Annotated in this window: 20 protein-coding genes, 1 pseudogene and 2 riboswitches; of the genes and pseudogenes, 20 read left to right on the forward strand and 1 reads right to left on the reverse strand. The window is 37.7% G+C overall.

The genetic code is table 11. The features are described 5' to 3' along the window. Position 1 precedes the first annotated feature (1 nt). The 10 genes and pseudogenes from IGI80_RS17110 to IGI80_RS17155 all read left to right on the forward strand — a co-directional run bounded on the left by IGI80_RS17110 (position 2) and on the right by IGI80_RS17155 (position 10,933). On the forward strand, positions 2-769 hold the full coding sequence (locus IGI80_RS17110; protein WP_002357481.1) for a ribonuclease HII: 768 nt from the start codon (positions 2-4) through the stop codon (positions 767-769). A gap of 60 nt (positions 770-829) precedes the next feature. Further along, the gene (gene dprA, locus IGI80_RS17115; RefSeq protein ID WP_002382350.1) at positions 830-1,693 is read left to right on the forward strand and encodes a DNA-processing protein DprA; all 864 of its coding nucleotides are present in this window, start codon (positions 830-832) and stop codon (positions 1,691-1,693) included. A 90-nt stretch (positions 1,694-1,783) separates the two neighbouring features. After that, positions 1,784-2,437, forward strand: a pseudogene (locus IGI80_RS17120) (CPBP family intramembrane glutamic endopeptidase). A gap of 184 nt (positions 2,438-2,621) precedes the next feature. Continuing rightward, positions 2,622-4,700, forward strand: coding sequence for a type I DNA topoisomerase (gene topA / locus IGI80_RS17125; RefSeq protein ID WP_002357484.1), 2,079 nt, complete (start codon positions 2,622-2,624; stop codon positions 4,698-4,700). A 107-nt stretch (positions 4,701-4,807) separates the two neighbouring features. Further along, a complete protein-coding gene (gene trmFO / locus IGI80_RS17130; RefSeq protein WP_002357486.1) occupies positions 4,808-6,115 on the forward strand; it encodes an FADH(2)-oxidizing methylenetetrahydrofolate--tRNA-(uracil(54)-C(5))-methyltransferase TrmFO in 1,308 nt (435 codons plus the stop codon). Between the two features lie 211 nt (positions 6,116-6,326). Beyond that, positions 6,327-7,226 (forward strand): tyrosine recombinase XerC, encoded by a 900-nt coding sequence (xerC, locus tag IGI80_RS17135; RefSeq protein WP_002377333.1) that lies wholly within the window; start codon positions 6,327-6,329, stop codon positions 7,224-7,226. Positions 7,227-7,254: 28 nt separating this feature from the next. Further along, positions 7,255-7,803: an HslVU peptidase proteolytic subunit gene (hslV, locus tag IGI80_RS17140; RefSeq protein ID WP_002357489.1), complete on the forward strand. Its 549-nt coding sequence runs from the start codon at positions 7,255-7,257 to the stop codon at positions 7,801-7,803. A 14-nt stretch (positions 7,804-7,817) separates the two neighbouring features. Beyond that, the gene (gene hslU, locus IGI80_RS17145; protein ID WP_002360239.1) at positions 7,818-9,221 is read left to right on the forward strand and encodes an ATP-dependent protease ATPase subunit HslU; all 1,404 of its coding nucleotides are present in this window, start codon (positions 7,818-7,820) and stop codon (positions 9,219-9,221) included. Positions 9,222-9,241: 20 nt separating this feature from the next. Beyond that, complete coding sequence (gene codY, locus IGI80_RS17150; protein WP_002357492.1) at positions 9,242-10,024, forward strand: GTP-sensing pleiotropic transcriptional regulator CodY; 783 nt, start codon at positions 9,242-9,244, stop codon at positions 10,022-10,024. A 33-nt stretch (positions 10,025-10,057) separates the two neighbouring features. Beyond that, positions 10,058-10,933, forward strand: coding sequence for an aldose 1-epimerase family protein (locus IGI80_RS17155; RefSeq protein WP_002363997.1), 876 nt, complete (start codon positions 10,058-10,060; stop codon positions 10,931-10,933). A gap of 41 nt (positions 10,934-10,974) precedes the next feature. Here the strand turns inward: IGI80_RS17155 and plsY are convergent, their stop codons facing one another. Continuing rightward, entirely contained in the window at positions 10,975-11,604 is a 630-nt protein-coding gene (plsY, locus tag IGI80_RS17160) for a glycerol-3-phosphate 1-O-acyltransferase PlsY (RefSeq protein ID WP_002360243.1), read from the reverse strand. Positions 11,605-11,809: 205 nt separating this feature from the next. Beyond that, positions 11,810-11,969, forward strand: a riboswitch (cobalamin riboswitch). A gap of 118 nt (positions 11,970-12,087) precedes the next feature. Here plsY and IGI80_RS17165 point away from each other — a divergent pair. The 10 genes from IGI80_RS17165 (at position 12,088) to eutA (ending at position 21,716) form a co-directional block, all read left to right on the forward strand. Then, positions 12,088-13,116 (forward strand): ABC transporter substrate-binding protein, encoded by a 1,029-nt coding sequence (locus tag IGI80_RS17165; protein ID WP_438724209.1) that lies wholly within the window; start codon positions 12,088-12,090, stop codon positions 13,114-13,116. Then, positions 13,109-14,116: a FecCD family ABC transporter permease gene (locus tag IGI80_RS17170; protein WP_002360246.1), complete on the forward strand. Its 1,008-nt coding sequence runs from the start codon at positions 13,109-13,111 to the stop codon at positions 14,114-14,116. Before IGI80_RS17165 ends, IGI80_RS17170 begins: the two co-directional genes overlap by 8 nt. Beyond that, positions 14,113-14,880 (forward strand): ABC transporter ATP-binding protein, encoded by a 768-nt coding sequence (locus IGI80_RS17175; RefSeq protein ID WP_002357498.1) that lies wholly within the window; start codon positions 14,113-14,115, stop codon positions 14,878-14,880. The genes IGI80_RS17170 and IGI80_RS17175 overlap by 4 nt, the downstream gene beginning before the upstream one ends. 141 nt (positions 14,881-15,021) lie before the next feature. After that, positions 15,022-15,465, forward strand: a complete 444-nt coding sequence (locus tag IGI80_RS17180; RefSeq protein WP_002363995.1) for a EutP/PduV family microcompartment system protein — start codon at positions 15,022-15,024, stop codon at positions 15,463-15,465. Then, positions 15,462-16,043 (forward strand): cob(I)yrinic acid a,c-diamide adenosyltransferase, encoded by a 582-nt coding sequence (locus IGI80_RS17185; RefSeq protein WP_002371113.1) that lies wholly within the window; start codon positions 15,462-15,464, stop codon positions 16,041-16,043. The genes IGI80_RS17180 and IGI80_RS17185 overlap by 4 nt, the downstream gene beginning before the upstream one ends. Positions 16,044-16,087: 44 nt before the next feature. After that, positions 16,088-16,237, forward strand: a riboswitch (adenosylcobalamin (AdoCbl) riboswitch). 292 nt (positions 16,238-16,529) lie between these two features. Next, on the forward strand, positions 16,530-17,660 hold the full coding sequence (locus tag IGI80_RS17190) for a 1-propanol dehydrogenase PduQ (RefSeq protein ID WP_002378260.1): 1,131 nt from the start codon (positions 16,530-16,532) through the stop codon (positions 17,658-17,660). Positions 17,661-17,819: 159 nt separating this feature from the next. Next, on the forward strand, positions 17,820-18,167 hold the full coding sequence (gene eutS, locus IGI80_RS17195; protein WP_002345864.1) for an ethanolamine utilization microcompartment protein EutS: 348 nt from the start codon (positions 17,820-17,822) through the stop codon (positions 18,165-18,167). 27 nt (positions 18,168-18,194) lie between these two features. Further along, positions 18,195-18,767 carry an ANTAR domain-containing response regulator gene (locus tag IGI80_RS17200; RefSeq protein WP_002357503.1) on the forward strand — a complete coding sequence of 191 codons (573 nt, stop codon included), beginning with the start codon at positions 18,195-18,197 and terminating at the stop codon, positions 18,765-18,767. After that, positions 18,768-20,201, forward strand: coding sequence for a sensor histidine kinase (locus IGI80_RS17205; RefSeq protein ID WP_002357504.1), 1,434 nt, complete (start codon positions 18,768-18,770; stop codon positions 20,199-20,201). Between the two features lie 66 nt (positions 20,202-20,267). Further along, on the forward strand, positions 20,268-21,716 hold the full coding sequence (gene eutA, locus IGI80_RS17210; RefSeq protein WP_002382341.1) for an ethanolamine ammonia-lyase reactivating factor EutA: 1,449 nt from the start codon (positions 20,268-20,270) through the stop codon (positions 21,714-21,716). Position 21,717 lies beyond the last annotated feature (1 nt).

Here is a 21,717-nt window from a genome sequence, read left to right on the forward strand (position 1 = left end):
CATGGCAAAAGAGTCGATTCAAGCAATCAAAGAAGCGTTGTTAACTGTCACTGATGCAACCGATGAACGATTAGCAAGCTGGCGAGAAGATGAACGTTCAGGAGTGCAACAAGCTATCAAACAGTGGGAACGTCGCCAGTTAGCCAAAGAAAAAGAGTGGCAACTTTTTAAAGAAATGAGTCAATTTGAGGAAGCGGCCTATAAAAAAGGCCATCGTTTAATTGCGGGAATTGATGAAGTAGGCCGCGGACCATTAGCTGGTCCTGTTGTGACAGCTGCAGTTATTTTGCCGAAAGATTGTCAATTATTAGGCTTAAATGATTCAAAAAAACTATCTGCTAAAAAACGGGAAACGTTATATAACCAGATTCAAGAACAGGCTGTCGCTATCGGGTTAGGTATCGCTGATCAAGGAGTCATTGATCAAATTAATATTTATCAAGCAACTAAACAAGCGATGAAAATGGCAATTGACGATTTAGCTTTTGCACCAGATTATTTATTAATTGATGCAATGCAGTTAGACGTTCCCCAACCACAAGAAAGTTTGATTAAAGGGGATGCACGCTCCATTTCGATTGCAGCAGCCAGTATTATTGCAAAAGTAACAAGAGATCGATTAATGGAAGAATATGATGAATTATATCCTGGATATGGATTTAAAAACAATGCAGGCTATGGAACAAAAGAACATCTTCTCGGGTTAGAAAAATACGGTGTAACACCCATTCATCGACGTACGTTTGCGCCAATAAAAGATATGATTTAAAAATAAAACACTTTTTTTACGTATTCTTATTTTAAGAAGATGTGAAAGAGGTGTTTTTTGTTGGAAATTTTACAACGACAATTATTATTTAAATTAGCGGTATGCCAAGGAATTGGCAATTTAGGTATCTTAAAAGTGTTACAAGAAGCTATCGCACAAAAGCGTGTTGATTTTTCCAGTACAGAAATTATTAGAATTGCTGAAATCAAGAAATATCGTGAATTATTTGAACAATCTTGGTTACACCATACGATTCATAGTGAAGCGTTATATATACGACAATGCCAACACCAATTTATGACAATTTTAGATGCCGTCTATCCTAAATTATTACGAGAAATTTATAATCCACCAGCAATTCTTTTTTATAGAGGAAATTTACAATTGTTAAGTAGAAGGAAAATTGGCATCGTCGGCGCTCGCTATGCCACTTCGTATGGGTTAAGAGTGACTGAAGCTCTGGTTCCTAAAATAGTCAAAGAAGGATTCACAATCGTCAGTGGTCTTGCCAAAGGCATTGATAGTCGTAGCCATGAGATGGCCATCCAGAACGGGGGTCAGACAATTGGAATTTTAGGCACTGGATTAGATGTATATTATCCGTATGAAAAGAAAGAATTACAGCAAACTATGAAGCAGAATCAGCTTGTTTTAACAGAATATGTGAATGGGAGTGGGCCGAAAAAATATCATTTTCCTGCACGTAATCGCATTATTGCTGGATTATCTTTAGGGGTCTGCGTGATGGAAGCTCGTAAGAATAGTGGCTCTTTAATTACTGCACAAGCAGCGATGGATTACGGGCGCGAGGTATTTGCCGTACCGGGAAGTATTTTCCAGTCTTTTTCAACAGGCTGCCATGAATTAATTCAGGACGGCGCTAAATGTGTTCAGACAATTGATGATATTTGTGAAGAATTGTGACTTTTACTAATTGTGAATTGACAACCTACGTTCACTTCGGTACTATTTAATCAGATTTTAATCTTTTGGTTGGTAGTTAGGAGTGTCTAAATGGAAACGGTTGTTAGAAAAAGATGGTTGTTTGGTATGCAGCTACTGGGCTTTTTGATTTTGGATCAAATTCCTTTGATGATGGTCTCAGTTGTTCAATTTTCTACAGAAAATTTTTTGTTTCGCTTTGTTAGTGGATTAGTGGCTGTTGGACTTGGTGCCTATTTCGTCTATCTATTTGTTGCTTTTTTGAAAAAGAAAAAGCTCATAACTTGGACTTTTTTAGGAATCAAAGAAACCTTGCCAGTGGTCTTGTTAGGTTTGGTGATAATCTTTTGTGTGGGAATATTTGGTGATTTCTTATTACGTCTGGAAGGATTAGAGACGACCTCTAACCAACAAAGTGTTGAAGAAATTGTCTAATCAATTCCTAAAGGGCTTATACTTATTTTTGCAGGTGTGATTGGGCCAATTTTCGAAGAGGGAATTTTTCGTTTCGGGATTCAAGCGTTTTTCAAGCCAGCTTCAAAAATAGGCATACTCGTTTCTTCTATTTTATTTGCACTTGTGCACACGCCGACAGATATAGGTAGTTTTGTTATTTATTGGGGCATGGGTTTAGCTTTAAGTTGGGTCTATCTACGCACGGATCGCTTTGAAGCTGCTGTCTTGACTCATTTTATTTGGAATGTTTTGGGTATTTTAATGCTTTAGGATAAAATCTATAAATCATAGGCATTTTTTATTTATAAATTCGGACAGTCAAACAGAAATGACAGAAATGTTAGAAAGCCTAGTCTTGACAAACCTATTCTATATAGCATATGATGTATTACGATTTGTGCGTTTTTTACATATATTATATAGTAGGAAAGCGAACGCGAAAGGAGCTAATTGAATGGCCTATAAGTATCTCGTGATTGTAGAATCACCTGCCAAAGCCAAAACAATTGAAAAATATCTAGGAAGAAACTACAAGGTGGTTGCCAGTGTTGGTCACATTCGCGATTTACCAAAAAGTAAAATGGGGATTGATATTGAAAATAATTATGAACCTCATTATATTTCGATTCGCGGAAAAGGCGATGTCATCAAAAGTTTAAAAGCGGCTGCAAAAAAAGCTGAAAAAGTCTATCTCGCAGCCGATCCGGACCGAGAAGGTGAAGCAATTGCTTGGCATTTAGCTTATCTTCTTGGCCTTGATTTAAAAGATAAAAACCGTGTGGTATTCAATGAGATCACTAAAGAAGCGGTAAAAGCGGCATTTAAAGAACCTAGAACCATCAACGTTGATTTAGTTGATGCACAACAAGCACGGCGCATTTTAGACCGTTTAGTCGGATACTCGATTAGTCCTATTTTATGGCGTAAAGTCAAAAAAGGTTTGAGTGCTGGTCGTGTGCAATCTGTTGCTTTAAAAATGATTATTGATCGAGAAAATGAAATTCGAGAATTTAAACCTGAAGAATATTGGAGTATTGATGGGAATTTCCAAAAAGGTCGCAAGAAATTCAAAGCAAATTTCTGGGGCGTAGATGGTAAAAAGAAAAAATTACCAAATGCAGAAGCGGTGAAAGAAATCACTTCTCGGATTGACGGTAAAGATTACGATGTTACAAAAGTTGAGAAAAAAGAACGGAAACGTAATCCTGCATTACCTTTTACAACCAGTAGTTTACAACAAGAAGCGGCACGTAAATTAAATTTCCGTACCCGTAAAACCATGATGGTTGCGCAACAATTGTATGAGGGAATTGCTTTAGGGAAACAAGGCACTGTGGGGCTGATTACCTACATGCGTACAGACTCAACCAGAATTGCCGATTCCGCCAAAGCAGAAGCTGCTGAATTCATTGAAAAGACCTACGGAGATGAGTTCTCAGCACATGGCGGCCGCAAAGCAAAAAATACGCAAGGTGCACAAGATGCCCATGAAGCGGTTCGTCCGTCAAGCGTTTTAAGAACACCTGATGAAATGAAGAAGTATTTAGATAAAGATCAATTAAAATTATATACTCTTATTTGGTCGCGCTTTGTTGCTAGTCAAATGACACCAGCGATTTTAGATACCATGAAGGTCACGCTTCAACAAAACGGCGTAACGTTTATTGCCAATGGCTCCAAAGTGAAATTTAAAGGGTTTATGCAAGTATATGTTGAAGGACGCGATGATGGTAAAGAAGACAAGGAAAATATTTTACCTGAATTAGTGGAAGGTGACGTTGTTAAATCGGTCGATATCGAACCGAAACAACACTTTACTCAACCACCGGCTCGTTTTAGTGAAGCCACGTTAATCCGGACTTTAGAAGAAAATGGTGTGGGCCGACCATCAACGTATGCGCCAACATTAGAAACCATTCAACGGCGTTATTACGTGAAGCTAACCAATAAGCGGTTTGAACCAACGGAATTAGGTGAAATTGTGAATTCCCTAGTTTCAGAGTTTTTCCCACAAATTGTCGATACACATTTTACAGCGACAATGGAAACGGACTTAGATAAAGTCGGTGAAGGCCAAGAAAAATGGGTTGAAGTTGTCGATCGTTTCTACAAGCCCTTTGAAAAAGAATTAACAAATGCCGAAGAAAAGATTGAAAAAATCCAAATTAAAGATGAACCAGCAGGCTTTGACTGCGAACTATGTGGACATCCAATGGTGATTAAACTGGGTCGCTACGGAAAATTTTATGCATGTAGTAATTTCCCAGATTGTCGGAATACAAAAGCGATCGTTAAAGAAATTGGCGTGACGTGTCCTGTGTGTCACGAAGGACAAGTTATCGAACGCAAATCAAAGAAAAATCGGATTTTCTATGGCTGTAGTCGGTACCCAGAGTGTGACTTCACTTCTTGGGACAAACCAGTAGGCCGACCATGTCCAAAATGTGGGCAATATTTAGTAGAGAAAAAAGTTAAAGGCGGCAAACAAGTCGTTTGTATCAATGGCGATTATGAAGAAAACGTCCAAAAATAAGAAAAATTGAGACCGAAGAATTTACTTCGGTCTTCTCTTTTAGTAAAATGAATTGAGTTTGTAAGAGACAGCTCTTAACTTCTTGACATAGAAAGGAATTTTTATACATGACAAAAAAAGTCACAATTATTGGTGCCGGTTTAGCCGGAAGTGAAGCGGCATGGCAAGTGGCCAATGCTGGCGTACCAGTTGATTTATATGAAATGCGCCCTGTCAAAAAGACACCAGCGCATCAAACAGAAAATTTTGCAGAGTTAGTTTGTTCTAATTCATTACGTGGAAATAGTTTAACCAATGCGGTAGGTGTTTTGAAAGAAGAAATGCGCCGTTTAAATTCAATCATTATTGGTAGTGCAGATCAAACCGCTGTACCAGCTGGCGGCGCCTTAGCAGTTGACCGTGATTCTTTTTCTGAAACAATCACTGAAAAAATTAAAAGTCATCCATTAATTACAATCAAAAATGAAGAAATCACTGATATTCCGGAAGGGATTGTAATTATTGCAACGGGTCCCTTAACCTCTGAAAGCTTATCTCAAAAAATTCAAGAATTTAATGGTTCTGAAGGCTTTTATTTTTACGATGCAGCAGCACCAATTATTGATAAATCAACAATTGACATGGATAAAGTTTATTTAAAATCTCGTTATAACAAGGGGGAAGCGGCTTACTTAAATTGTCCGATGACTGAAGAAGAGTTCAATGCTTTTCATGAAGCGCTAGTCAATGCAGAAGTGGTTCCTTTACGCACGTTTGAAAAAGAGAAGTTTTTCGAAGGCTGTATGCCCATCGAAGTAATGGCGCAACGTGGCATTAAAACCATGTTGTTTGGCCCAATGAAACCTGTCGGACTAGAAGACCCTAAAACAGGTAAACGCCCTTATGCTGTAATTCAATTACGTCAAGACAATGCTGCAGCTTCTTTATACAATATTGTTGGTTTCCAAACGCATTTAAAATGGGGTGAACAAAAACGAGTATTCCGTATGATTCCGGGATTAGAAAATGCTGAATTTGTTCGCTATGGCGTCATGCACCGTAATAGTTTTATGAATTCTCCAGAGTTGCTAAAACCAACCTACCAATCAAAAAAACGTGACGATCTGTTTTTTGCTGGACAAATGACTGGTGTTGAAGGATATGTTGAAAGCGCGGCAAGTGGTTTACTCGCAGGTATTAACGCAGCTCGTCTTGCCAAAGGGGAAGAGCCGATTGAATTCCCTCGCGAAACGACTTTAGGAAGTATGGCTTATTATATTACACATGCAGAAGGCAAACATTTCCAACCAATGAATGCAAACTTTGGGCTTTTCCCAGAGTTACCTGAACGAATTCGTGACAAAAAAGAACGCTATGAAGCGATTGCTAATCGGGCCTTAGATGTTCAAGCTCAAGTTATCCAATCTTTAGACTAAATTAGAAAAAATATGAGAAAAGACTGAGCATCATTGCTAAGAAATGCGATGATACTCAGTCTTTTAATTTTTAGAAAAAAATAACAAAAGCTAAAGAATAGTTAAAATTGTGAACATATTTAGAAATATTGATTAAATTCTGACAACTTAATTGTCTTTTGAAAAAGGTTATGCTAAAGTTACTTTGTAATCGAATGAGGAGGGCTATCACATGGAAGAAAAGAATTGGCCTGAGTTATTTGCTCGTTATCTTATTGTCGAAAGAGGCTATTCAGAAAAAACAAAAAAAGCATATCAAGAAGATATACAACATTTTTTTTCGTTTTTAAAGACTTCAGGTAATGACAATTATTTGACTGTGGAACATTTGGATGTTCGGGCTTATTTGAGCGAATTATACGATCAGGAATATAGCCGCAATTCGATTAGTCGAAAAATTGCCAGTTTGCGTTCTTTTTATCAATTCTTATTAAAAAATGAAGCAATCCAAGAGAATCCTTTTTCCTATGTTCATATGAAAAAGAAACAGTTACGGTTGCCCCGTTTTTTTTATGAAAAAGAAATGGATGCATTATTTGAGAGCGCACAAGGGGAGCAACCGCTTGATTTGAGAAATCAAGCGTTGCTAGAAGTTCTGTATGGGACTGGTATTCGGGTCAGTGAATGTGCGAACTTAACGGTGGACGCAGTTGACTTTCAAGCTTCTGTTTTATTGGTTCACGGAAAAGGAAATAAAGATCGATATGTGCCTTTTGGTTCATTTGCACAAGACGCCTTAAAGGATTACTTAGAGAATGGCCGCGCGCTATTAATGACAAAATATCAAAAAAAACATCCGTATATCTTTGTTAATCATCATGGTGAACAAATCACGCCAACAGGGATTGAATATGTCTTAAACCAACTAATTAAAAAAAGTTCATTAAATGCGGAAATTCATCCCCACATGTTACGCCATACATTTGCGACACATTTATTAAATAATGGCGCCGATATGCGGACAGTTCAAGAATTATTAGGACATGCTAATTTATCAACAACTCAGATATATGCGCATGTGACAAAAGAAAGTTTACAAAAAAATTATCGAACGTTTCATCCTCGTGCATAATGGAGGTAAACGTCTAGGAGGAACAATAATGGTTGAATCACAATTTCACTCTACAACAATTTGTGCAGTCGAAAAAGATGGAAAATTTGCAATGGCTGGTGACGGCCAAGTAACAATGGGCGAATCTGTCGTTATGAAAGGTACGGCCAAAAAAGTGCGCCGTATTTACAATGATGAAGTCGTTGTCGGTTTTGCAGGAAGTGTGGCAGATGCCTTTACATTAGAAGAAAAGTTTGAAGGAAAATTAAATGAATACAACGGAAACTTAACGAGAGCTGCGGTTGAGTTAGCCCAAGAGTGGCGTACACAACAGTCTATGCAAAAATTAGAAGCTATGCTGATTGTGATGAATAAGGAAGAAATGCTCTTAGTTTCAGGAACTGGGGAAGTCATCACACCAGACGATGGTATTTTAGCAATTGGTTCAGGCGGTAATTTTGCTTTGTCCGCTGCAAGAGCCATGAAAAACTTTGGCGATAAAGAAATGCCAGCGAAAGAGATTGCTAAAAATGCCTTAAATATTGCTGCAGATATCTGTGTATTTACGAATCATAATATCATTGTAGAAGAATTATAAGCGAGGGAAAATCCATGAATGAATTAAACAAAACACCAAAAGAAATAGTCAAAGAACTAGATCAATATATTGTTGGACAGCAAGCTGCCAAAAAATCAGTGGCGGTAGCTTTACGTAACCGCTATCGTCGCTTGCAATTAGAAGAAAATATGCAACAAGATATTACGCCTAAAAACTTACTAATGATTGGACCAACAGGTGTTGGTAAAACTGAGATTGCTCGTCGTCTCGCAAAAATTGTCAATGCGCCTTTTGTAAAAGTTGAAGCAACCAAATTTACAGAAGTAGGCTATGTCGGTCGGGATGTCGAATCAATGGTTCGGGATTTAGTAGAAAATGCGATCCAAATTGTTGAAAAACAACAATACAGTCGCGTGTATGCGCAAGCGTTAAAAAAGGCCAATCAACGTTTAGTCAAAGTATTAGTGCCTGGAATTAAAAAAGAACAAAAACAGGCTGGCGGTAATCAATTTGAACAAATGATGAACATGTTTAACATGGCTCAGCAACAGCAAGAAGCACAAGAAGAAGTAACGGAAGATATTCGAACGAATCGCCGAACAATTTTGGAACAGCTGGAAAAAGGTCTATTAGATAATCGTGAAGTAACAATTGAAATTGAAGAACCGAAGAAAACGATGCCAGCTATGAACAATGGCCTAGAACAAATGGGTATCGACTTAAATGAAACGTTAGGCGCTCTGTCACCAAAGAAAAAAATCGAACGTACTGTAACGGTGAAAGAAGCACAAGAATTATTAGTGAAAGAAGAATCAGCAAAAATTGTCAATGACGCTGATATTCATAGTGAAGCGATTCGTTTAGCTGAATCAAGCGGAATTATTTTTATCGATGAGATTGATAAAATCACCTCTAAAAGTCAACAAAATTCGGGCGAAGTCTCTCGTGAAGGAGTACAAAGAGACATTTTGCCGATTGTTGAAGGCTCCCAAGTTAACACGAAGTATGGTCCTTTACAAACGGATCACATTTTATTTATCGCTTCAGGTGCTTTCCACTTGTCAAAACCAAGTGACTTGATTCCAGAATTACAAGGCCGCTTCCCAATTCGAGTTGAATTAGATGATTTAACGGCGGATGACTTCGTAAGTATCTTAACTGAGCCAAACAATGCTTTAATTAAACAATATGTAGCATTAATCGGCACAGAAAATGTTTCAGTCATCTTTACCAAAGAAGCAATTGAACGGTTAGCACACATCGCTTATGATGTAAACCGTGATACAGATAATATTGGGGCGCGTCGTTTACACACAATTTTAGAGCGTTTATTAGAAGATTTATTATATGAAGCACCAGATATGCAAATGGGTGAAATTACGATTACCGAAGCATATGTCAATGAAAAATTGAATGACATTGTTCAAAATGAAGATTTAAGTCGTTACATCTTATAAAAAAGGCTGGAGGAGAAAAGATGGCTACATTATTAGAAAAAACACGTCAAGTGAACGAGCTTTTGCAAAAAAACAATCTGTTTGACGTACAAGCAGAACTTCCGTACAACAAAATGGCAATGATTTTAGGGGATATTTTAGAAAGTAATGCGTATATTATTAGCAGTTCAGGGGATTTGTTGGGGTATACTGAAAAATTAGATGTTAATAATGCCCGTATCAAAAATATGTTTAAAGAGAAAAAATTTCCTCAAGGATACACCGAGGCCGTGGATATGCTCAAAGTAACCGAAGCAAATATTCCAATAGATAGTGATTTAACTGCATTTCCTTTTGAATCACGAGAGCTGTATCCGTTTGGGTTAACCACTATTGTGCCTTTGTACGGTGCTGGCAAACGCTTGGGTACGATTATTTTAGCGCGTGTTGAAAAATCCTTTAACGAGGATGATTTAGTGTTAGCTGAATATAGTGCGACCGTTGTCGGCATGCAAATTTTGTATCATCAATCCAGAACAATTGAAGCAGAAGTTCGCAGTGCGACTGCCGTGCAAATGGCCATCAACACTCTTTCCTATAGTGAATTAAAAGCCGTCCATGCCATTTTTGAAGCCTTAGATGGCGAAGAAGGTCGTTTAACTGCTTCAAGTATTGCAGATGAAATAGGCATTACTCGTTCCGTAATTGTGAATGCCTTAAGAAAATTAGAATCAGCTGGAATTATTGAATCACGTTCTCTTGGTATGAAAGGGACTTATTTAAAAGTGTTAAATCAACAATTTATTAAAGAGTTGGAAAAATAAGCAATTGCTCGTATCAACTAGGAGGACAACGCAATGACTGTACAAATTGAAAATGAATTTCTAATCGCAACATTTGCTGAAGAAGGAGCAGAATTAGTAAGTTTACAATCAAAAGAAACCGGCATTGAATATATTTGGCAAGGAAATCCTGAATTTTGGGCCCGCCATGCGCCCGTACTTTTTCCGATTGTCGGTCGTCTAAAAGAAGATACGTATATGTACCAAAATCAAGCGTATCATTTAACTCAACATGGTTTTGCTCGTGATCAAGTATTTGATGTGATTGAAAAAGGTGGAGAAGAAGTTTCTTTTTCACTAAAATCAACAAAAGAAACCAAGAAGAAGTATCCTTTTGATTTTGAACTAGTGATTACTTATACATTAGAACATCAAGAATTGACTGTAAACTACCAAGTAGAAAACACAGGGAAAGAAGAGATGTATTTTGGGATTGGTGGTCATCCAGCCTTTAATGTACCTTTAGAATCTTCACTAACGTTTGAAGATTATTATCTAAGTTTTTCACCTAAAAAATCACGGACACAGATTCCCTTAGCAGGCCCGTTTATTGATTTAGCGAATAAAACGCTAGCCCAAACGAATACCAGCTTTGACTTAACGCATCAATTATTTGAAAATGATGCAATGATTTTTGAAACAAAAGGTCAAACAGCAATTACGATTGCCACAGACGAAAGTGACCATCAAGTCACTTTGAGTTATCCAGAAATGCCTTTTGTGGGGATTTGGTCACCGACACCGAAAGAAGCGCCTTTTGTCTGTATCGAACCTTGGTGCGGGATTGCTGATGCTGTCGACGCAACTGGCCAACTCGCTGAAAAATTTGGCATCAATAAGTTACCAGCTAACGAACTATTTAAAACACAGTATATGATTAGTGTAAAATAAAGAAAAAGGCTGTGAACATTATTTGTTCACAGCCTTTTTCTTTATTTTTTTGCACGTAAGCCAAAAGAAAGGCGACTTTCTGTTCCATTTTTAATTCGCTGAATGTTTTCACGATGACGGACAAAGATAAAAGTAGTCAAAGCAATCGCAATCACGGTTAATAACCAGTTAAATGTTGGTAAAATAGCTGGGACAGTGAAAGGCAAAATAATAGTAGAAAGTGTAATTAGTACAGCGCTAATCATACTTGTTAAACTCACCATACTGGTTAGATACAGACAAATCACAAAAATAAGAGCAGAATAAATAAAAAATGTGGGGCTGTATGCTAATAACATGCCAGCGCTAGTGGCTACGGCTTTACCACCTTTGAAATTGGCAAAAATAGGGAAGGTATGCCCTAAAACAGCTGCTACCCCAAAGAAGAGCGGATTCACGCCTTGTAAACCAAACAAATAGGGTAATGAAGTGGCTAACGTTCCTTTCAAGATATCCATTAATAATACCGTAATTCCGGCAGGTTTCCCTAAGACACGAAATGTATTGGTTGTTCCTGTATTCCCACTCCCAAATTGGCGTATATCTTTTTTAAAGAAAAGTTTACCAATCCAAACACCTGAGGGAATTGAACCTAATAAATAGGCAACAAGTAACAAAATGACGATTTTCATCAAGTTAACCTCTTTCTTATTCAAACTAGGATTTATTTTATCATGAATAGAAAAACGGAACAACGTCTAATAACTAAAACAAGAAAAGTTTTTCTTTTGCTTGAGGAAGCGTTGACAAATGGTTGATAACCGTTATAATAAATGTGTGTCATTAGACAAAGACGTCTAATCACTGGTTTGAAAATTAGTTATCAACGAAGATACAATATATATGTACTTATGAAGTGTCAGGGAAAGAGGTGCGAATCCTCTACAGACCTACCTACTGTATGGTGGATGAAACCAATAAGACCACAGATTATTCTGGAAGGATTGGGAGTAAGAAGAAGCTAAGTCAGGATACCGGCTTGATAAGTCTAATCATTCTTTTGTAGGAAAAAGAAGGGGCTTTGAAGATAACTGGCTGAGTATATCATTAGCATAGTTAAGTGACTGCTTTTTTTCTATTGGAGAAAAAAGTGGTTTTTTTGTATTGTTTTGACGTTGAGACAAAGGAGGTTCATTTCAGAAAATTTTCCCCAAAATAAAATAGACGAATGCGAGGATGAAAAAATGAAAAAATTTACTTTAACAATGATGACTTTAGGTTTAGTAGCAACACTTGGCTTAGCAGGGTGTGGCAAACAGGAAAAGAAAGCAACTACCTCTTCTGAAAAAACAGAAGTAACGTTACCAACCAAAGACCGTAGCGGCAAAGAAATTACTTTACCCAAAGAAGCAACCAAAATTATTTCCCTAGTACCATCAACAACAGAAGTGATTGAAGACTTAGGTAAAACCGACCAATTAATCGCAGTTGATACTCAAAGTAGTACAATGATGACTGATTTAAAAAAATTACCACAAATGGATATGATGGCTGTCGATGCCGAAAAATTGATTGCCTTGAAACCACAAATTGTTTATGTGAATGACATCAATTTAGCTAGCTCAGAAAGTGTTTGGAAACAAGTGGAAGATGCTGGAATTACAGTCGTTAATATCCCCACTAGTACAAGCATCAAAGCAATCAAAGAAGACGTCCAATTCATCGCGGATAGCTTATCTGAACATGAAAAAGGACAAAAGTTAATCCAAACAATGGATCAAGAAATCGACGAAGTAGCCAAAATTGGGAAAACTATTAAAAAACCAAAAACTGTTTTGTTTGAAGTGTCTGCCTTACCAGACATTTATAGTTTTGGTAATGGGACATTTTTAAATGAAATGATTGAAACAATTGGGGCAAAAAATGTTTTGGCAAATGAAAAAGGCTGGTTACCAGTGACAGAAGAAGCGGCCATTGCTGCAAAACCAGAAGTCATTTTAACCAATGTTAACTATATGAAAGATCCCGCCAAAGAAATTTTAGCTCGTAAAAACTGGGAAAACGTTCCTGCAGTTCAAAACAAAGAAGTTTTCGAAATTGATAACATGTCTAGCTCTTTACCAAATAACCACATTACCAAAGCATTAAAACAAATGGCAAAAGCTGTTTATCCAGAGGAATACAAGGATTTAAAAGATGAGTAAAAAAACGTGTCTCATACTGATGCTCTTGATCAGTATGAGCATGCTCTTTTTGGGTATTAAAATTGGAAGTGTTCAGATTTCGTTAACGGATTTGCTTCAAATTTTAGTGAAAAAGACGGTTTCAGAAGACGGGATTTTAGAGGGAATCATCTGGAATGTTCGGTTACCGCGTGTCGTGATGGCCTATCTCGTGGGCGCAGGCTTAGCAGTAAGTGGCACGGTGATGCAATCGCTCTTAGGTAATCCTTTAGCTTCTTCGTATACTTTGGGCGTATCAGCGGGAGCATCCTTAGGCGCTGCGTTAATCATGGTAACTGGAGTAACTGCTTCGATCTTAGGGGCATTTTTATTGCCTTTAACTGGTTTTATCTTTGGCTTAGCAACGGTCTTTTTAGTTTTGTTATTTACGCAAACAATGGATAGTCAAATGTCCAATCAAACAGTTGTTTTAGTGGGAATGATTATGACCTTGTTTGTCGGTGCTATTTTGACGTTGATTACAGCACTTTTCCAAGATTATTTGAAACAATTAGTCTTTTGGCAAATGGGTAGTTTTTCTGGCAGTAATTGGCAAAAAATTGCTATTTATTGTCCAATCTTGCTTGTCAGCAGTCTGTTTCTTTGGTTTGATGCCAACGCATTGGATGTTCTCGGTTTAGGAGAAGAACATGCGATGTTAGCGGGAGTAGAAGTCAAAACAGCAAAACTACGCATTATTCTTTTGGCTAGTTTATTGGCAGGAAGTGCGGTTTCATTTGTCGGTGTGATTGGTTTTGTTGATTTAATAGCACCACATATTGTCCGTCGCTATTTAGGGGCGACTCATCGCTGGCTGATTCCCGGTTCAGCAATCTTAGGTGGGACCATCATGGTACTAGGGGACACAATTGCCCGCACGATTTTATCACCAAGAGAAATTCCCATCGGGGCCGTAACAGCCTTGATTGGAGCGCCATTCTTCTTGTATATTTACTTTAAAAAAAGGGGCGTTGCTGCATGATTGAATTAAAAAAAACAGCTGTAACGCTCCAACAAACCCCCATTTTAAAAGATATTTCCCTCGTTTTTCCGACAGGTAGTAAAACTTGTATTTTAGGTCCAAATGGTTGCGGTAAAACGACACTTTTAAAAACGATTGCCGGACTTGTCCCTTATAGTGGTTCTGTTTTAATTGATGGTCAAGAAGTTCATGGACAAAAGCGGAAGGAATTGGCAACGAAAGTAGCGATGATGAGTCAATTCACGACAGTTGCTTTTGATTATACGGTTTACGAAACAGTTTTGATGGGGGCGTATCGACAACAAGCACAACGTTTTTTACCTATTGTTTCTAAACAAGAAAAAGAACGAGTCCTTTATTATTTAGAACGCACGGGTTTATTGCCTTTAAAAGATAAAGTTGTCAATCAGCTTTCAGGAGGACAACAACAACGAGTATTTTTGGCTAAATTATTTGTACAAGATCCAGAAATTATTTTATTGGATGAACCCAATAATCATTTGGATATTCGGTATCAACAAGAATTGATTCAGCAGTTAAATGAGTGGAGTGCGCAAGAAGGGAAAACGTTAATCGGGGTGTTTCATGATATCCGTTTAGCGTTAACGCTAAGTGAAAAAATTGTGTTTATGAAGCAAGGGAAAGTGGCCGCGCAAGGTGATTTTCAAACGTTGGCTTCCAAAGAATTTTTACAAACGATTTTTGAAACAGATATTGTCTCCTATTTTCAGAAACAACATAAAGTTTGGGAAACTATTCAATAATTTTGACAAGTTTTTTGGAAACAGGTAAGATAAAGGCAAAGAATCAGAAACACAATGGCGTGTTTTAACAAATCGGCAAAGGAGCCCAAGACTAAGTACGTGATGGTACTTGCTTTGGGCTCCTTTTTTATGGAGGTAACGATGAAACGAATCATTTTAATGGGAGCTATCGGTTGTGGCAAAACCACGTTATGTCAAGCTCTGCAAGGCAAAGAATTAATTTATGATAAAACACAGGCGGTGGAATTTCATACAGAAATGATTGATACACCGGGTGAGTTTATTTTGCATCGACAATATTATAATGCATTAAACGTCACAGCGGCAGAAGCAGATGTGATTGGTTTGGTTCAAAGTGCTGTAGAAACACAACAAGTTTTTTCACCAGGATTTGGTAGTATTTTCCCGAAAGAAATCATTGGTATTTTAACCAAGATTGATTTAGCACAAGATTCTCAGCAGTTAGAGATTGTTCGGCAACAATTAAAAAGTGCGGGTGCAACAAGAATTTTTGAAATTTCTTCTGTTGAAAAAATTGGCTTGCAAGAATTAGTAGATTATTTAGAGGAGGATGAAGCAGAATGAAAATTTATACAAAAACTGGCGATAAGGGAATGACGAAATTAGTCGGCAGCTCAACCGTCGCTAAGGATTCTGATCGAGTTGAAAGTTATGGAACGATTGATGAATTGAATTCTTGGGTGGGCTATATTATCAGCCAACTTCCACAAGAAAATCAAGAAATTAAAGAAGAACTAGAAGCTTTACAACATTTACTTTTTGATGCGGGAACAGATTTGTCAACACCGATTGAAGCACAACGACCATTTAAATTACAAAAGGAAAGTGTGCATTGGCTAGAACAGCGGATTGATTTCTACACTGCACAATCACCAGATATTGATCGTTTTATTTTACCTGGCGGAACCCCAGCAGCCAGTATGGTTCATGTGGCTCGGACGATTGCACGGCGCGCAGAACGCATCATTGTTCGTTTAAATTGGACAGCCAAAATTAACGAAGAGGTATTAATTTTTACCAATCGTTTATCAGATTATTTTTATGCGTTGGCTCGCTATTTAAATGTTCAAGCACAACGACCTGATGTTTTTTATGAACGAAGCGAAATGGTTTTCCATAAAATTAAAGAAGATGGATTGTAAACAGTTGCTTTTCTAAAAAACTTATGGTAAATTTCAGATAGATTAAACGAATATTTTATGAAAAATATGAATGGAAGCCAGTGAGAATCTGGCACGGTCCCGCCACTGTGAAGAAGCAAGGTTGCTTTTAAGTCAGGTCTTTTCATTTTTTCATTATTGGGCATGCTGTTTCGAGGCAAAACAGGATGTTTCTTAACAACGCTTGTGTTGAAAATCCAGCCCAAGATATTTGTATTAATCCAATTAATGGCACGAGGAAGTGCTTTTGGGAATTTTGGGCTGGTCTTTCAATGTTGAAGGAGATTTCAGGTACAATGACGTACTGCTATATTCCCTTTTTTTATTGACAATTAATTAAAGGCGTTGTACTCTATGGATAAGGTTTCGTGTACAATGGCGTATACATAAGGAAGCAAAGACGCTTCAGACAGATGATTTTTCGTTTGTTTGAAGTGTCTTTTTGTATTTTATTAAGGAGGAATTGAGATGAAAACAATTCATTTCCCTACCGAACTATGGGTAGGAGAAGGCGCATTAGCCAATTTGGAAACACTTCATGATAGACGTGTTTTCATTGTCACAGATCCATTCATGGTTGACTCTGGATTTGTGAATGAAGTGACAAAGCATTTAACAAAAAGTGAATGGCAAATTTTTAGTGATATCATCCCCGATCCACCAATTGATAAGATTGCTGCGGGAATTAAGCATTTAGCGACATTTCAAGGAGATACGATATTAGCTTTAGGTGGGGGATCCGCTATTGATGCGGCCAAAGCAATGAAATTTTTTGGCAAACGTACTTTGCAAACTCAGATTGCTGAGTTTATTGCGGTTCCTACAACTAGTGGAACTGGTTCAGAAGTTACGAATTTTTCAGTGATTACGGTTGCTGAAACTGGCACCAAAATCCCGCTTGTAACGGATGAAATTCAACCAGAAATTGCGATTTTAGATACAAATTTAGTGATGAGTGTGCCACCAAAAATCACAGCGGATACAGGAATGGACGTCTTAACGCATGTTATTGAAGCGTATGTTTCAACAGAAGCAAATCCGATTTCAGATGCGTTGTGCGAAAAAGTCGTTCGCTTAGTATTCGACAATTTAGAAATAGCCTTTAATGAGGGTAGCAACCAACAAGCCCGTGAAAATATGCATTTAGCTTCATGTATGGCAGGGATGGCGTTTAATGTTACTTCGTTAGGCTTGAATCACGGTATTGCTCATGCGGCCGGTGCGCGTTTACATGTGCCACATGGACGAATGAATGCGATGCTCTTACCGGAAGTCATTGCATATAACAGTGGCTTAGCGAATGGCAAAGTCACCAACGAACCAACAGCTAAACGTTATGCGCAGTTAGCAAATTGTCTAAATGATACACAGACAACCAATGCACGGATTGGTGTTCAACAATTTATTCGACAAATCAAGCAACTCCGTCAAAAATTAAACATGCCTGCCACTTTTAGTGATTATGGTTTACCAAAAGAAGAAGTCCAAGCTGCAATCCCAAAAATAGCTGAAGGCGCATTGATGGATGGCTGCACCAAAACAAATCCTGTCCAACCAACAACAGAAGAAGTGACAAAAATTTTAAATTCTATCTTATAAGCGATTGACAGGATGAAATCGATAACATATAATGTGGGTAGCACAACGGCGTGCTTCAAAATTTAAGAGCAAAGAAGCTCCTTAGTAGAAAGCGAAAGTGGAACCTTTACGTTTTTTATTGAGGATTTTTTATTTGCTAAATTAAAGGAGCGAGTCTGGTTGGAAGAAAAACAACGAATGATTCAAGAATATGTTCCTGGGAAACAAGTAACGTTAGCGCACATCATTGCTAGTCCTAATAAAGAAATTTATACAAAATTAGGGTTGCCAGAAGGCACCAGCAATGCACTAGGTATTTTGACAATCACTCCGAGCGAAGCGGCAATTATCGCTGTTGATATTGCGACTAAAAGCGGAGATATCCAAATCGGTTTTATTGATCGTTTTTCTGGATCGGTGGTCATTTCTGGTGACGTAAGCTCAGTGGAAGCGGCCTTACAAGCGGTGATTGAAGGTTTACAACAGATTTTAAACTTTTCTGTAACTTGTAAAATTACCAGAACATAGCGTTGAAAGGACAAGGGCGTGAAGAAAATGGATGGACGAATTGTAATAGTCGATGATGAACCTATTACGAGACTCGATATTCGTGATATTGTGATAGAAGCAGGGTACGAAGTAGTCGGTGAAGCAGCCGATGGTTTTGAAGCAATTGAAGTATGTAAAAAAACACAACCTGACCTAGTATTAATGGACATTCAAATGCCAATTTTAGATGGTCTAAAAGCAGGTAAAAAAATTGTTCAAGACCAACTAGCCAGTAGTATTGTCTTTTTATCTGCATACAGTGACGTACAAAATACGGACAAGGCTAAAAAATTAGGCGCACTGGGTTATTTAGTTAAACCTCTAGATGAAAAATCATTAATACCTACAATTGAAATGAGCATTGAACGAGGCAAACAAACGCAGCTGTTACTAAATCAAATCGATAAATTAAGTTTAAAATTAGAAGAACGTAAAATTATCGAAAAAGCCAAAGGTATTCTTGTAAAAGAAAATCATATATCGGAAGAAGAAGCCTACCAAATGTTGCGTACGTTAAGTATGAACAAACGCGCACGTATGAGTGAAATTGCAGAATTGATTGTAATGGATGATGAATAAATGAAACGATTAGAGCAATTATGTCACCAATATACCAATCTTTCAGAATCAGACATTAAAGAATTACAACGTACAGCACGTTATCTTTCTTCGACGACACTCTATCAAAGTGCAGATGTTTTTATTGATGTGTATAAGGAAATGTCACAGCAAGCGCTAGTCGTTTATCATAAGCCGCCTGCGAAGACAACTTCTTTATATAGCGGAGATGTCGTCGGGATGGAAGCTTTATTAAAAAATGAACCTGGTGTTCTGCGTACCATGCAGACTAGCTTAAATAGCATTGGTTTGTTAGCAGTGACTCAGGAAAATCGTTTGATTAAGCAAAATATCTATCCCATTCGCAATGAACATCGAACGATTGGTGTCATTATTGTCGAGATTGCGGCAGATGAAGAGATTCAAGCGGACTTACAAAAAGAGGAGCTAAATAACTGCCAGTTAGCAAAAGTAGCGAAATCAACTAGTCAAGTCGACGCATTATTTATTGATCAATTGGCAGAAGCCGTTTTGATTTTTGATGCGGCGGGTCACTTATTAATTACCAATCACAATGCACAAGAGCTTTATCGCAAACTTGGTTATCGGGATAATATCATTGGAATGAGTTATGACAATTTGTCCATCGATTATACAACTTTTGAATATGTGTTGTATCAAATGAAATATAAAATGAGTAATCAACCAATTGAAAGCAAAACGACCTACCTTAATTATTATTTTAAGGTTCGGAAAGTGTGGTTGGCATCAGAAGAACAACTGATTATGATTATTCAAGACAATACAGAATTTAAAGAAAAAGAAGCGGAAATTATTTCCAAATCTGTTGCGATTCGTGAAATTCATCATCGTGTTAAAAATAACTTGCAATCGGTGGTTTCCTTATTGCGTATTCAAGAACGGCGAACGCAAAGCCCCGAAGCAAAGAAAGTCCTTCATGAAAGTGTCAATCGAATTATGGCGATTGCAGCCACCCATGAATTGCTGTCAAAACAAGTCAAAGATGACGTTGCTTTACGGCAAACATTGGAAGCAGTGATGTATAATTTTAGACATCTTTTTCAAGGCGCACAACCCATTGAGATGATGATGGATGTTGATCCAGCCATTATGGTTTCTAGCGAACAAATGGTTACCATTTCCCTTGTTGTCAACGAACTATTACAAAACATTTTTGATCATGCATTTGAGCCACAAACAAGTGGCGTTGTTAAACTTAGTGGAACATTAGATAATAAAATGATTACCATTACTGTTACAGATAATGGTAAAGGCTATGATGTTCATCAAAGTAACGAGACCAGTTTAGGTTTGATGATTGTCAAAAGCTACGTAAAAGATAAATTAAAAGGAAAAATTACAATTGAATCCAATAAACAGGGAACTAAAACCTGTTTCTATTTCGAACAGAACACCAGTGATGTTGTTCATTGATTAAGCAAAGGCGCTTAAAGAAAAGTAGAAAGAAATTTTCTAACGATTCTTTAAGTGCCTTTTTGTATGCAAAAGGAGGCGAGTCAGGCGATGTCGAAGGAAACACTTTTAACCGTAGGGATTGATTTAGGGACGTCTACAACCCAATTAGTCTTGTCAGAATTAACTGTTGAAAATTTTGCCTCTGCGTTTACAGTACCACGTATCAGCATTTCTGATAAAAAAGTCATTTACCGAAGTGACATTATCTTTACACCCTTACTTAACCAATCAGAAATTGATGCAGAACCTATCAAAGCGTTTGTAGCGGAGCAATATCGCCAAGCAGGCATTCATAAACAAGATATTCAAATGGGTGCGGTAATTATCACAGGTGAAACTGCTCGAAAAAGCAATGCCAACAATGTGCTACGAGCACTTAGTGGCTATGCAGGTGATTTTGTCGTTGCTACGGCTGGTCCTGATTTAGAAAGTATCATTGCCGGGAAAGGCGCTGGTGCTCAAACTTATTCTGAAACGAAACGCAAACCGGTGGTTAATTTAGACATTGGTGGTGGAACGACAAATTTAGCTGTCTTTAAAGATGGTGAAGTGATTGACACGGCTTGTTTTGACATTGGCGGACGCTTAATTAAATTAGATCAACAACAAAAAATCACCTATATAGCTCCGAAGATTCAAGAAATTATAAATAAAAAAGGGCTAACCTTGCACCTTGGTGACCAAGCCACCGAACAAAACTTACTGCCAATTATTTCGGAATTAGTTGCCGTGTTAGAAAATAGCATTGGCTTGGGGACACAAAGTCCGTTCTACCAGTTATTAGTAACGAACCATCCACTACGAAAAGGTGAGGAATTACCAATTGTAACATTTTCTGGTGGTGTGGCTGATTGCTTAAATACGACAAGTACGAATCTCTTTAAATATGGGGACATCGGCTTGCTTTTAGGAAAATATCTGAGAAAGTCACTGATTTTTTCGGAAAAAGAAGTCTTAGAAAGCGCAGAAACAATCCGAGCGACGGTCGTCGGAGCGGGTTCACACACTGCTGAAATTAGCGGAAGCACGATCGCTTATCGTGAGCAAATTTTGCCGGTAAAAAATATCCCAATTCTAAAATTAGCGCAAGAGGATGAAACCCTTACTGTGACAGAATTAGGCCAGCGAATCCAAGAAAAACTCAATTGGCATCGTATTGAAGAAACGCCCCAGATTGCTCTAGCAATTAGAGGCATGAGTAATCCAACATTTGCTGATATTCAACGCTATGGTCAAGGGATTGTGGAAGGATTAGCTAGTTTAGTTGCTGAACAAATTCCCATTATTGTTATGGTGGATGAAGACATGGCGAAAGCTTTAGGGCATGCCTTAAGTGCCCATCTGCCAAAAGACTATCCGTTTATCTGTCTTGATTCGGTCAAAGTAGAAAACGGTGATTATGTAGATATCGGTTTACCAGTGGCAGAAGGAGCAGTCCTTCCAGTCATTGTTAAGACCTTAGTATTTAATTAAA

It is taken from the genome of Enterococcus sp. DIV1420a, assembly GCF_051712165.1.
Classification (GTDB): domain Bacteria; phylum Bacillota; class Bacilli; order Lactobacillales; family Enterococcaceae; genus Enterococcus; species Enterococcus faecalis.